General features: G+C 34.4%; 14 protein-coding genes and 1 tRNA gene. 9 read left to right on the top strand and 6 right to left on the bottom strand.

Going from position 1 to position 13,482, the window contains the following annotated elements; translation table 11 throughout:
- Positions 1–3: 3 nt before the first annotated feature.
- Both Q4500_RS17150 and Q4500_RS17155 read right to left on the bottom strand, forming a co-directional pair.
- Complete coding sequence (locus Q4500_RS17150) at positions 4–1,491, bottom strand: APC family permease (protein ID WP_303600809.1); 1,488 nt, start codon at positions 1,489–1,491, stop codon at positions 4–6.
- A gap of 25 nt (positions 1,492–1,516) precedes the next feature.
- Positions 1,517–3,163, bottom strand: a complete 1,647-nt coding sequence (locus tag Q4500_RS17155; protein ID WP_303600810.1) for a hypothetical protein — start codon at positions 3,161–3,163, stop codon at positions 1,517–1,519.
- A 305-nt stretch (positions 3,164–3,468) separates the two neighbouring features.
- Here Q4500_RS17155 and Q4500_RS17160 point away from each other — a divergent pair, with 305 nt between their 5' ends.
- From Q4500_RS17160 to Q4500_RS17200, 9 genes are all read left to right on the top strand, one after another.
- Positions 3,469–5,121: an ATP-binding protein gene (locus tag Q4500_RS17160; protein WP_303600811.1), complete on the top strand. Its 1,653-nt coding sequence runs from the start codon at positions 3,469–3,471 to the stop codon at positions 5,119–5,121.
- Positions 5,122–5,318: 197 nt separating this feature from the next.
- A complete protein-coding gene (locus Q4500_RS17165) occupies positions 5,319–6,290 on the top strand; it encodes an alpha-amylase family glycosyl hydrolase (RefSeq protein WP_303600812.1) in 972 nt (323 codons plus the stop codon).
- Between the two features lie 48 nt (positions 6,291–6,338).
- Positions 6,339–6,842, top strand: coding sequence for an alpha amylase C-terminal domain-containing protein (locus tag Q4500_RS17170; protein WP_303600813.1), 504 nt, complete (start codon positions 6,339–6,341; stop codon positions 6,840–6,842).
- Between the two features lie 178 nt (positions 6,843–7,020).
- Complete coding sequence (locus Q4500_RS17175; protein WP_303600814.1) at positions 7,021–7,554, top strand: AraC family transcriptional regulator; 534 nt, start codon at positions 7,021–7,023, stop codon at positions 7,552–7,554.
- A 37-nt stretch (positions 7,555–7,591) separates the two neighbouring features.
- The gene (locus Q4500_RS17180) at positions 7,592–8,032 is read left to right on the top strand and encodes a response regulator (RefSeq protein ID WP_073240486.1); all 441 of its coding nucleotides are present in this window, start codon (positions 7,592–7,594) and stop codon (positions 8,030–8,032) included.
- 131 nt (positions 8,033–8,163) lie between these two features.
- Entirely contained in the window at positions 8,164–9,936 is a 1,773-nt protein-coding gene (locus Q4500_RS17185; protein ID WP_303600815.1) for a PAS domain-containing protein, read from the top strand.
- A complete protein-coding gene (locus Q4500_RS17190) occupies positions 9,887–10,096 on the top strand; it encodes an ATP-binding protein (RefSeq protein WP_303600816.1) in 210 nt (69 codons plus the stop codon). Before Q4500_RS17185 ends, Q4500_RS17190 begins: the two co-directional genes overlap by 50 nt.
- 116 nt (positions 10,097–10,212) lie before the next feature.
- Positions 10,213–10,374: a hypothetical protein gene (locus Q4500_RS17195; protein ID WP_303600817.1), complete on the top strand. Its 162-nt coding sequence runs from the start codon at positions 10,213–10,215 to the stop codon at positions 10,372–10,374.
- Complete coding sequence (locus Q4500_RS17200; RefSeq protein ID WP_303600818.1) at positions 10,365–11,360, top strand: helix-turn-helix transcriptional regulator; 996 nt, start codon at positions 10,365–10,367, stop codon at positions 11,358–11,360. The genes Q4500_RS17195 and Q4500_RS17200 overlap by 10 nt, the downstream gene beginning before the upstream one ends.
- Positions 11,361–11,539: 179 nt before the next feature.
- On the opposite strand, the gene Q4500_RS17205 is transcribed toward Q4500_RS17200, so the two are convergent.
- From Q4500_RS17205 to Q4500_RS17220, 4 genes are all read right to left on the bottom strand, one after another.
- Positions 11,540–11,977, bottom strand: a complete 438-nt coding sequence (locus Q4500_RS17205) for a response regulator (protein ID WP_303600819.1) — start codon at positions 11,975–11,977, stop codon at positions 11,540–11,542.
- Between the two features lie 207 nt (positions 11,978–12,184).
- Positions 12,185–12,616: a BLUF domain-containing protein gene (locus Q4500_RS17210; protein WP_303600820.1), complete on the bottom strand. Its 432-nt coding sequence runs from the start codon at positions 12,614–12,616 to the stop codon at positions 12,185–12,187.
- Between the two features lie 134 nt (positions 12,617–12,750).
- Positions 12,751–12,824 (bottom strand) — tRNA-Arg (locus Q4500_RS17215).
- Between the two features lie 104 nt (positions 12,825–12,928).
- Positions 12,929–13,375 (bottom strand): MarR family winged helix-turn-helix transcriptional regulator, encoded by a 447-nt coding sequence (locus tag Q4500_RS17220; protein WP_299322790.1) that lies wholly within the window; start codon positions 13,373–13,375, stop codon positions 12,929–12,931.
- Between the last annotated feature and the right edge of the window lie 107 nt (positions 13,376–13,482).

A 13,482-nucleotide genomic window follows, 5' to 3' on the forward strand; every position in this document is an offset into this window, starting at 1 on the left:
CTTTTATTCTTCAGGGAGTTCTAAAAATAGTTCGTTTATGTTGTTGTGCTGTTTTTTTAATTTTTTCCAATAGTAGGCAAATAACAAACTTGCCAAACCCATAACAATTAGCCATATAGGTGTGGAGTGAAAATACCACGCAGCAGTGTCTGAGGTAAAATCTTTATAGGTGTGAATACCTAAAAAGGCGGAAAGGGTGATTATACCTGACCAAGCAATCCATAATTGCAATGTTCTATTCTTAAGTACTGAAATTTGTTTCGTCAATGTCGGATTTACTTTATTAATGGTAACTAGCGTAATACACATTAACAGAAAATTGACCATCATAGAAGTAACCATAATATCGATACCTAAAAAGAAGTCGCCCGCAAAATGAGAACCTAAAACACCAATACTTGCCATTACACCAGCTACTACTAATGCTATATGCGGTGTATGATTTTTTGGATGGATTTTAGAGATAGACTTAGGGAAAATACCATCTTTAGCCCATGCGAACATTAACCGTGAAACCGATAATAGCATGGCTGGCAGGTCATTGATCAGGGCAATTGCAGCACCTGCCAATATTGCGATGCCTAAACCAGAGGGTAGCACGTAGCTTAATAATCCTGGGGCAGAAATATCTTTAGTCATTGCTTCTTCTGCAACAAAACTCCAAGGAACAATATGATATACTGCCGAAGCAAAAAGAAAGTAGAATAAGCCTACTCCGAATATTGCCAGTAGAATCGCTCGTGGTAACGATTTAGTCGGATTTTTAGCCTCTCCACCTGCCTGTGCTATGGAGTCAAAACCGATAAAACTTGAAAATAAAAGTGCGGCGGCCGATAAAAATATGCGCCAGTCGAAATCTATATTTTTAATGGGGTCAAAAGTGCGTCCGGTTTTTTCTTGTAACCTTGTCAAGAAATCTGTTGAGTCGTAAATAAGCGCCGATACGATTACAATTCCGCCGAGGGCAAACATTAAAAACATCATCGGTAATAAGATGCGCTCATAACTTTTTATCCCACGAATATTAATAACTATAAAAGACCAAATTAAGGCCAGGGCTATGGTTACGCGTATCCATCCTATTTCTAAGCCGTTCGAGATATTTTTCCACCCTAAACTCAAGGTTACGTCACGAATAAATGGTACGGTTACGTAAGCAATAACTCCGATAACAATGGAGAGTCCGAACCATTGGGAGAAGCTCGCGACAAACCCCAAATACGGATTTAATCCTCTACTAGCATAAATATAACTACCACCTGCACGTGGCATAGCCGATGCCAAAATACCATATGCCAAAGCGGCAAATAATGCAGGTATAGCGGCAAAAGCAAACGCGGGTAATACGTACGGACCTATACCGGGTACATTGCGTTGTATCATGAAAGGAACAACATTTATAGAAGCCCCTAACATAGAGCACACACCTGTAGCGGTAAGGGCTAAAAGCCCCATCTGCCGAGTTAGTTTTTTTGAGTTAGTTTTTGACATTTAAAATGAGTTGCAGCTGCTTAGGCTATTCTTGACCTAGAAAAGATTGTACACCTGTCATTTGCCATCTTCCCAAAGTAATCGGAATGTTACCAATTACATTTAATTCGTCGAAAAAGGCTTTCATTTCAAAAGGTTCGTTTTTAGACTCGTTCATTCTGGCATATTCGGCCATGGTATTTTCTAAAAGATATTTTCCTGTTATATAGCTGGTGCCGTAACCTGGTTGTCTAAGGTAAAGGTGTTGTTCAAAAAGCAATAGATCTTTTTCTGTTTTCATCCATCTTCTAGGGGTGTAGTTAGAGTGAATACTACCGGCTTCTTCAGAAGTCATAAGGTTTGCATGTGCGTATAATGAGCCTAAGCCTCTAGCGGCGCGTTGAGCAATCATAATATAAACGATTTCTCTAGAGCGGGTCTGATCATCGTACAGTCCGGCATCCATAAACATTTCTTCAACGGCAGTGGCCGTACCTTCGTTTCTTGAATCGAATATATTGTAAAGTAAAGCCTCTTTTCTGATTTCACGTAGATTTGGTTCATTATCCATTCTAGCCAATTCGAACCAATGGTAAAAATGAGAGTATAGCGGACGTTGGTCTAAATGTGCCGTAATCCAAAAAAAGTTTCTTTTCTCTTTTGGTACATATGAACCTAAATGATCATTAAGCGCAGTTTCGAAATAATCTTTTACAGTAACAATTTCATTCTTATCTAAAAATTCTAGAAGACTTTTGGCAGAAGTTTTTGCCATGGTATCATATTCTTCAACACTACTGGCATCATTTAATTCGGGTAAATTTCGATTTCTATGCTCTTCAAGTTTAAGTGCCGACCAAGCTCTCGTAAGCTCGCGTTTTAGTAGCATTACTTCATCTTCCCAAGTTAAAGGCACCAAATGGACATTTTGTAAATACCATGTATAATTTTCTTTGCCAATACCTGAAGGTCCCGTTTTAGTGTTTGCTTCGGTTTTTAACCAATCAGCCAAACTATTTGTTGAGGTTATTGCGGCATCAATAGCCGTAATTATTTTTTTATTTTTTTGAACTCCTTCACGATTTTTTAGTTGAGCTAAGTCTTGGCTTTGAGTTTCGATATCGCGAATACCTGCTATCCATAAATCTTTAGCATTACCCGTTAAATTCTTTTTTGCTTGATTGTTAAGTACAGGTATCACTTTTAATGCGGCCAGTAATTTGGTTTGCTCGGTTTTATCTAACGGAAAATTATACTTCCATATATCAATTATAGCATGGTGCGCCGGACCTTCATGGGCAGGCACATCGCTACGGTCTGTCCAAATTGTCTTGTAGAATGCAGGGTCTCTAACCCATGGTTTTAAAATCCGTTGGTTAAAATCGTAGCCGTTCATCTCGGCATTTACAATATGCCAATCAACTTTATCTGGTATTGACCACCCAGTAGTATCTGTAGCGTGTAGTTGTTGCTGTAATGCTTTGAATGCAGGAGATCTTTTCTCGAAAGCATTAGCAGTGTAATCAGGAGCACCGTCTAGCAATGGCGGATTTTCAAAAGAACGCCACTTTCTAAAAAGCTCAACTAAATTTTGATTGGAACTTGTGTCTTGAGCTAATGCTATTAAAGGCGTGCTGACAAAAAGTAGAAGAAAGAAGTATATTAATAATTTCGAATTTGCAGTTATAGTCATTTTGTGTTGGTGATTGGTATGTGTATGCAAATTAACAATAGTGGAGCAATGCGCCATATTTAAATTAAAAATGTTGACGGCTGTGAGAGGTGTAGTTACTTATGAAATAGCGCAAAGTTGCTCTAATGCGAAAAAAAGTATCTCAAATGCTCAATTCACCACAATTTAAGTTGCGAATAGCGTTATTTGTACATCAAATCTGAAAGTATTTTACTTAATTGTATTGTCTTAAATATGTATTTTTAGATATCCATACACGCAATAGTGTAAGCCTAAACTTTGGTATATAGTTCAATTTTAATCGTATGAATAAAGAATTTCATTTTCTTGATGATGGTGGCGAGATGGGTAAGTTAATGCGCGAAAAAGATTGGTCGTTGACTCCGCTTGGTGCGCCAGAAGGGTGGCCACAGAGTTTACGTACTACTGTTAATATTATTCTGAATTCTCCTTTTCCAATGTTCTTATTTTGGGGCGACACCCTAAAAGGATTTTATAATGATGCCTATAGACCAATTTTAGGTGTAGATGGCAAACATCCTAAAATTTTAGGTTTAAACGGAGCTGAGGCTTGGGCAGAAATATGGAAAGATATTTACCCTATGCTTAGCGTAGTTACCAAAAAGGGAGAGTCTATTTGGAGAGAAAATTTAATGATTCCTATTTATAGGAACGGTAGAATGGAAGATGTCTACTGGACATTTAGTTATAGTCCCGTTAAAGATGATGACGGTAATGTATCTGGAGTTTTGGTTATAGTTACCGATACTACAGAAGCTGTATTGGCTGAAAGGCGCTTACGTGAAAGTGAACGTCGTTTTCGTGATATTGCCAATCTATCACCTATGTGGATTTGGATTACAGATGCAGATATAAATGTTGAGTATGCAAACAATGAACTCTTAAATTTCATAGGCTTATCTCATTATTCTGAATTTGAAGGTCAGGTTTGGAAAAGTATAGTGCACCCAGATGATATAGAATTGGTTTTTGAAGGATTTGGTAAGGCTATAGAAAAGCAAGAAAGAATGTCTTTAGAATACCGTGTAAAAAATGCAACAACCAATGAGTATGAGTGGTATAAGATTGTGGCGGTACCCAAATTTGAAAATGGTGATTTAAAGGGGTTCTTGGGTACGGGTATGAATATTGAACAACAGAAGTCATTTGAAGAAACATTAAAGAACGAAGTCAATCATAGAACTAAAGAACTGGCAAATAGCAACCTTAAGCTTGAGGCTATGAATAAAGAGCTTCAGTCTTTCGCATATATTTCTAGTCACGATTTACAAGAGCCGTTGCGTAAAATTCAAATGTTCGCAGAAGTTTTGATGGACAAGGAGTATGATAAACTATCTACATCTGGCAAAGAAAAATTTGTGAAAATACAATCTGCAGCCAATAGAATGCAATCGCTTATTAATGATTTACTTTCTTATTCACGAACAGATACTGAAAAAAGGGTGTTCGAGGTTATTGATTTGAAAGAACTAGTAGCAGATATCAAGAATGATTTAGGGGAAGAGCTTAAAAAGAAACATGGTAAAATTACTTTACTGAAATCATGTGAATTAGAGGTGGTGCCTTTTCAGTTTAGACAGTTAATTTATAATCTGTTATCGAATTCTATAAAATATTCGAGAGCAGATGTACCACCTGTAATTACTATAAAAACCGAGGTAATTAAAAAAGCGAAATCTATTGATCCAATTCTGTCGAATACTAAAGAATACGTTCAAATAACCATTACCGATAATGGTATTGGGTTCGAAGACCAATTTTCTGAGAAAATATTCGAGGTTTTTCAGCGATTACATTCTAAGCAAGAATACGTGGGTACAGGTATAGGTTTGGCTATTGTAAAGAAAATTGTACAAAATCACGCTGGGATTATTAGTGCAACTGGTGAACTATATAAGGGGTCTGTTTTTACAATTGTACTTCCTAAAAAGCAATAAATATCCCATTTTTTTATCCGAAGTTCTAGAAATCTATTCAACTATAATGATTAGGTTAAGTTGTTATGTCATTGCAATTCATATAAATAGATGATTTAAATCGATTTTATTGATATTATTTAAAAGAAAACTTTATTGAGTTAAAGCATATTCTTTTAAGGATATTATATGGGTGAATTCGATTCTATTTTTGACTCATGAATACTACAATAACAAAATCGGCAGGTATGGGTGCTGTCATAAATGATGGTGCTGTAACCTTCTTTAAAATGCCAAGCTGGAACGAGCTTGTAATTTATGAACTTCATGTAGGTACTTTTAATCGTTCTTCACCAGATGCCGTAGGTACATTTGAAGATGTAATCGCCAAATTGTACTATTTAAAAAGTTTAGGCATTAATTGTATTGAGTTATTGCCAGTTGCAGAGTTTTCAGGTGGTATTTCATGGGGATATAATCCAGCACATCCATTTGCAATAGAGCAAGATTATGGAGGGGCTGATGCATTTGCAAAATTGGTCAATGAAGCGCATAAAAGAGGAATTGCTGTAATAATGGATGTTGTTTATGGTCATTTCGGTCCGTCAGATGTAGATTTATGGCAGTTTGATGGATGGAGTGAAAATGATAAAGGCGGAATTTATTTCTACAATGATCATAGAAGCGATACCCCTTGGGGCGACACTAGACCAGATTATGGTAGAGAAGAAGTACGTCAATATTTACGTGATAATGCCTTAATGTGGATAGAAAAATACCATTGTGATGGTTTACGAATGGATGCCACTTCGTACATACGTTATGAGGGCGGAGGGCTAGGCTACGATACCGAGATTGAAGAAGGTAATATTTTAATGAGGGATATAAATTCAGAAATCAGAGAGAAATATCCTCATGTATTAACCTTTGCAGAAGATTTAAAAGGCGATTGTAGGGTTACCGATGCTATAGAGCATAATGGGTTGGCATATGGTTCACAATGGGATATGAATTTTGTTCATCCGGTAAGAGAAGTCATAGAAGATACCCATGAAGACAGTAGAGACCTACAGAAAATAGTCGATGCCTTAGAATTTAAGTATAGTAATGATGCCTTTTGCCGTATTGTATATACCGAATCTCATGATGAGGTTGCCAATGGTAAAGCGAGGGTTCCAGAGGAAATTTAACCAGGTGATGGAGAAAGTGATTTTGCTAAGAAAAGAGCCATATTAGGTATGGTATTAACACTGACAGCACCAGGTATACCAATGCTATTTCAAGGTCAAGAGTTTATTGAAGACGAATATTTTCAAGACACCGAAGGCTTAGATTGGGAAAAAGAAGAAAAGCACAAGGGTATAGAAAACTTGATTAGAGATATTATTAAGTTAAGAACAGGAGAAACTGAAGGTAGTAAAGGGTTAAGAAGTCAGCATATAGAAATTTCACATAATAACCACGAAACAAAAATATTGGCATATACCAGGTTTGATGGCAATGATCTCACAGAACCAGTTCTTGTCGTTTTAAATTTTAGTAATAAAGATTACGGTATAGGTTTAAATGAAAATGAGCCATGTGAGCTAAGGGTTAATGCTAGTAGTAAAATTTACGATAAAGATTTCTCAGAATTGCCTGTAGATAGTGTTGAAGTAGTAAAAGAAAGTACCGACGCTAAAAACTGGACGGGGAAAATAAATATTCCAGCTTATGGCGGGTTGATTTTTACGAAATCTTAATCGTATTACTGCTATTCATTACTACATGTATAATTTACGTAGTTTAAAACTTACAATTTAGTCGATTTTTAAGATTAGGATTAAAAGTGCTAATATTTTATTGTATTTTGTTATAGAATGTTTTTCTAAAATAATAAGTTTACAAACTTTTATGCAGAGAATTAATTGTGTTTATTGAATGGAATATAGTTTCATATATAGCCCTGAAAAAATGGTTAATGAAGTATTTCGAAAAACAATGATCGCTGCAGGGGTTGATTTTGAAATGTTGCAAGACGGTACTATTAAGTTGCCTAAAGATTTAAGTGATGAAAAGCTTACATCTATATCAAGAGAACTTGAGGGTTTTGGTATAAAGATTCAGACAAAAGAGAATAGAGATATCGTTGAAGAGATCAAGATTTATATAAAGAAAATGGTTTATGAGGGAGATATTAGAAATGTAAAAATTTCGGAATTACTTTCTAAACAATTGGGTTTTAGTTATCCATATCTTTCAAATCTATTTTCTAGTAAAACGTTTACCTCGATAGAGAATTTTTATATTTTAGTGCGCATTGAAAAGGTAAAGGATTTGGTGCTGTTAGAGAACACGAGTTTAGGCGAGATAGCTCATGATTTAAATTTTAGCAGTGTGCCACATTTATCAAATCAGTTTAAAAAGGTAACTGGGTTAACCATCACCCAGTATATTAAGTTTAGAAAAAAGTGAGAAGAACGGTTCTTCTTTCAATACATGAAAAGTGAAAATGGATAAATTAAGAATACTACTCGTTGACGATGACGAAGACGACAGACAATTTTTTGCCGATGCATTGGAGGGAATCGAATTGAACACCGATTTACATCAATTAGAGAATGGAAAAAGCTGTATGGAATATTTATTGACCGATACAGATAATACTCCCGATTTGGTGTTTTTAGATTTAAATATGCCAATAATGAATGGGTTCGAATGTTTAGAAGCAATTAGACGTACACCACATTTAAAAGATTTATTGGTGGCTATTTATTCTACATCTTCTGCAGAAAGAGATATAGAAGAAACTTTCGAAAAAGGAGCGAACATCTATATTAAAAAGCCTTCTAGTTTCAATGAACTTAAAAAATCACTAAAACAAGTTGTTAAAATGAACTGGGCATATCATTTAAATGATTTTAAGAAAGAGAATTTTTTATTGAAAATATAAGGCCTCAAATAAAGCTATAGTAAAAAAAGTTGTTTCATTCGGAACAACTTTTTTTGTTTTAGCACCAAGCAAGTCGCATAATTATCGGTTAATTCGCAGTACCTTAACTAAGGTTTGAAAGTTGATAAAGTATGAAGAATAATTTAGCAGATGATATTTTTAGAACAATGGTCGATAATGCCGACACTGCTGTATTATACACTGAGCCTTCTGTACCTAATTCTTTGAATGCAAAAGAGTATCATGTTAAGTATGCCAATAAAAAAGCTCAAAATTTCTTTTTTATTCCGTCTGATAGTAATGAAAATCAATCTTTAGAAGAGATAGTAAAATATGATGAACTGCTTATTCTGGCTAATAAAGTTCTGGAAACCAATGAAGATGAGAATTTTAATATCATAGTCAAAGAATCAGATAACATACTTAATTATCATGTTAGAATTAGATCGTTTAACAAAGGTCTTTTGTTTGCCTTATCATTAATTAAGCCCAAGTATATCACAGATAAAGAATCTAAGCATCCTTTAGGTAGTCTTGAGTCGAGAAAGAGAGAACTTGAAATTTCTAATCTTTTTGGAATACGTGTTTTAGACAGTAACGACAGTATTATTTGTTACTTAAAACCCATCTTCAACAAGAAAGGTGATGTTGAAGATTTTCGCATCGATTATATAAATAATCGAATGGGTGAGATTGCTAATGACGATTCGGCATTTATAGAGGGGCAGACAATACTCGAGTATTATCCGAAGAACGCAGAGAACGGAGTTTTAGAGATTCTAGCAGATGGTTATACAACTGGGGAAAATAAAGAATATACTAAAGAATTTATATTTAACGAAAAATCAGTTTGGTTGACCACAAGAGCTGTAAAAATGAACGATGGTCTAATATTGTTTTCGAAAGACGTAACGCAAGAGAAGACGTACGAAGCACAATTGTTTATACAAAACAGGTTACTTTCAGAGGCTGAGCATGTAGCGAATATTGGTAGTTTTCGTTGGAATTTAGCTAAGGAGCAAATAAAATACTCAGACAATGTTTACAGGTTGTTTGGCTACGACCCTAATGAGTTCGATGATAAGTACGATCGCTTACTTACATTTTTACATCCTAATGATTTTGAAAAAGTGAAATCTAGTTTTAAAGCGGCTAGAATAAATAAATCTAAATCTGACTTGGTTTTTCGTGTATACACAAAGTCTAAGGAGTTAAGGTATATGAACACCATTGCAGAGTGCTACCAAAAAGAAGGTAATTGGTATATGGTAGGTGTTATTAGAGACGTTACAAAGCAAATAGAAGCAGAGTCGGTGCTGCAGATTAAGAATACAGAATTAAAAAGAACGAACGCCGACTTAGAAGCTTTTAACCGTGTAGCCAGTCATGATCTGCAAGAACCACTTCGTAAAGTTCAAATGTTTGTTAGTCGATTAGATGATGAAGAAGAGGGTCGGTTAAGTAATCGATCACAAGACTACTTATCTAAAATAAAGTACTCTTCAGATAGAATGCGTAACCTTATTAATAATCTACTGTCTTATTCTAAAATAGACGAGGTTGGCGAACAACCAAGGCGCGTAGACCTTAATGATGTTTTATATAATGTTCTTGAAGATTTAGGGGAACGTATAAAGGATTTAGATGCTAAAGTAGATTCTGTGAGTTTACCGGTAGTAAATGGTATTCAGTTTCTGTTAGAACAGTTATTTGCCAATCTCATTGGTAATTCACTCAAATATGTAAATGAAGGAGTACGGCCCAATATTAAAATTATAGGTAGTATCGTTAGTGGCGATAAAAGTTTGGTAGAAAGTTTATTGCCAAACATAAATTACGTAAAGCTACAATTCATTGACAACGGGTATAGGATTCGAAAAAAAGTATCAAGAGAAAATTTTTGAAATATTTCAAAGACTTCATGGTAAGACAGAATTTTCAGGTACGGGTTTGGGCTTATCTATCTGTAAAAAAATTGTTCAATCGCATAACGGTACCATTACGGCAAAAGGCGAGTTGAACAAAGGTGCTGAGTTCACCGTTTATCTTCCAACCTTATTATAGGTTTTACCACTGTAAAATATACCCTTCTTAAAATTGTGTAACAGCTTCTAAAAATGTTGTAACAGATTTACATTGCATGGGCCGCATCTTTGTATCAACAAGAAATGTAAGCCTTTATGAATAATCTTCAATATGCTAGAGTAGGTAATGTAAGACGAAAAGATTCTTATGACCAGACTTTAAATGTACAGAGTAGTACTCCTGTTTTTACCGAAAACTTTCAAGCACAAGAGGCTTCATTAAATAATAACCATCTAAATAATAATTCATGCAAATAGTTCATAATCAGTTAAGTCATTTCAATAATGTTTTAGGAGGAAGTATCTCTAGTTTTCAAGGGGATCGTATTCTTCAATATGATAACGATAAAGGTAGCGGTAGAATACAGACCGTTTCATTAGGATCAGGAATTTCTTATACCGAATATGATTTGGATTTGAACGATGACTTTAATTTCGATTTAAAGTTAGATGAGAATCGTAGTTTATACTTCATTTATTGTTTAGAAGGTAGTTTTAGATTTTCTAAAGGAAAAGAAACAAGTAAAGTTGAAGCTTTACAAACAGTAGTAATTGGCGGTTCTATCGAGACTATTAATATTAAACTTAGAGAGGCGACAAAGTCTAACTTGTCTATTATTAAGGTAACGCAAGATGGAGAGTCATTAAGTAAGAATGTTAACAATAATGAATTATATGAGCAATTGTTTGCTTCATTTTTAAATGAAGATGGGAGCGCTCATGTTGGTACTTTCAACCTTAAAATAAAAGAACAATTATTACAGATAAGATCAATTACTCAAGTTGGTTTAGTAAGAAAACTACTTATAGAAGGTATTGTAAACTTTACGTTGGCATTAGAGATTTTACATTGTAAGCAAGATATTGAGAATAGCGGTCAGGTTTCGACCATGCTAACAAAGAAAGAGCTTTTAAGAATTGAAGAAGCAGTAAATGCTATAAAGAGAATACCAGAATTTCCTTATACAGTAACCGATTTAAGTAAGGAATACGGTCTTTCACCAACAAAATTGCAAGAAGGCTTTAAGGTAACGGAAGGTACTACAGTAACGAATTTCATTAGAAATGAGCGATTGATATTAGCTGAAGAATTAATTCAGACATCTGATATGAACATTTCAGAGATTGTATATTCTATTGGGTTTACAAGTAGAAGTTACTTCTCTAAAATCTTTAGAAACAAATTTAAGTGTACACCAAAAGCATACTTAATGAATATTAGAAACGTGTCAATTTCAGCATAGAAAGACATATATGAAAAAGATAAGGCCGGCTCAATTGAGCTGGCTTTTTTTGTTTTATATTTTTAAGGTAGAACTATTTTAAAGATTGAAAAGAAGGTAAACAAGATAATACTACTAGCTAAAAGCTAGGTAGCTTAGAAGATTTAAAATTGTAATATTCAATATATCTAAAAAGTTATTTAAATGGAAATAACGAACTCCTTCTCGTTTTTTTCAGAATCATTTACATAGCGTAAACATTTGTGTAAAAGTGTTTTGAGCTGGTTGTAAGAAGAAGGTTTTTGTAAATACAAAGAAGCGCCCATAACATTTAAACGGGTAATTTCTTTAGGATGATAAGATGTAGAATAAATAATTACCGGAGTACCTGCATATTTCTCAAGGTCACGAATATCTGCAAGACACTCAAATCCGTCCATCATTGGCATTTTTAAATCTAAAAATATGACATCTGGTTTTTCGATGTCGTTAGATAGTAAACTTGCCATTAGGTCTACGCCATTATTAAATTCAGAAATTTTAGTCTGTATCGGGATCTCTCTTAATGCATCAGAAAAGAATGTTCTGTCATCACTATCATCATCAGCTAGGAAGACATTTAGTAAATTTTTGCTCATGGCAATTAATAATTTAAAACGCTAAAAAATGTTTGTTACAAAGACTTCAATTAAAAAAATTGATCAAAATCCAAGAGCAAGGTAAAACTTAAGAAGTTTATTCTCTAGTTCGATTCATTTAAAAAATAGCTCAATACCTAAAATATAACGCTGGCATATGAGCACATATTACTATTTTGAGTCAAAATGTACAAGAAGTTTCACCGGTTACATTGGCGGTTCAGAAATCATGGTTTTAATCTTTTTCCAAAAGTGTTTTGAGGTAACATTGGTAGGCTCTATGAGATCGGCCATCAAAATTAGATTTCTTTTAAATTGCTCGTACTCGTATTTGTTTGTATTGTCCTCGTCGATGGGGTAGTAGGCCATACCCCAATTTGGGAACGTTCTTTTACTTGTTTCGTCATCAGAAAAAAGAGTGACATTTTTATGGCGAGGATCTTTTTTAATCTTGCTATAAAGTGTCTCTATTCTCGTTTTGTTACCTTCTAGCAGTTGAACAAAACGACCTTGATAATAGATAAGGCAACCTGTGATATCTTCACGTTGATTGTTTTCACGTGCTTTTTCCAATAATTCTTCCATTTCTGAGCCCTTAATTTTATTCGTGGCAACAGATTCATAAGTCAATGTATACATCTAAAATGAAATTGGTCTTAATGGGCAAAAATAATAAAAATGACAAAAAAGAAAAAGACTTCGTAAATAAGTGAATAAATTGAGGCAGTAGAAAGTACTATAAAACAAAAAAGCCCCTAAAAGGGGCTTTTGAGTGATCGCAGGAGGATTCGAACCTCCGACCGTCTGCTTAGAAGGCAGATGCTCTATCCAGCTGAGCTATGCGACCGACACCATTTTTTCAAATGTGGGTGCAAACTTAGTGATTTTTATAGACTGGTAAAACCAAAATCAATAAAAATTTAATTATTTCTTTTATCTGTCAATTTACGGCTATGAACGACCTTCATATTGATCAAAATTTTCCCAAAGTTGATCAAGAACTTTATAGAATATTTCAAACTCTTCTTCGGTGATACCCAGTGTACTAACTTTTCTTAAATCGGTAATAAAGGGCATTACTTGTTTTATGAGTGCAGAACCTTCGTCTGTTATTACAAGCTTGTATCTTTTTTGGTCATCTCTAAATCTAGACTTTCGTAAGAAGCCTTTTTTACATAATCCGCTAATAACTCGAGATGTTGTAGCTCTATTTCTAAAGTTAGATTTGGCAATATCTGCTTGAGAAGCATCTTTACCTTCTAATTGTACACGTTGTAAAATCACCCATTGCTCAATGGTCAAATCAATATTATTCTCTGCAAAAACCTGTAGAAAGGTACTCTGTACTTTTTTTAATGTACGATCAATATATACGCCGAAGCCTTCCGTCCTGTCCATAATCCAAATGTTATTCCTCCAAAAGTAACAGAGTTTATTGTTAATATTGTTGTTAGTGCAACAATAATTAAAAAAAAGTGTATATTTACTTCGGATAAATTGGTCTA

This window comes from Maribacter sp. 1_MG-2023 (assembly GCF_030547005.1).
Taxonomy (GTDB): domain Bacteria; phylum Bacteroidota; class Bacteroidia; order Flavobacteriales; family Flavobacteriaceae; genus Maribacter.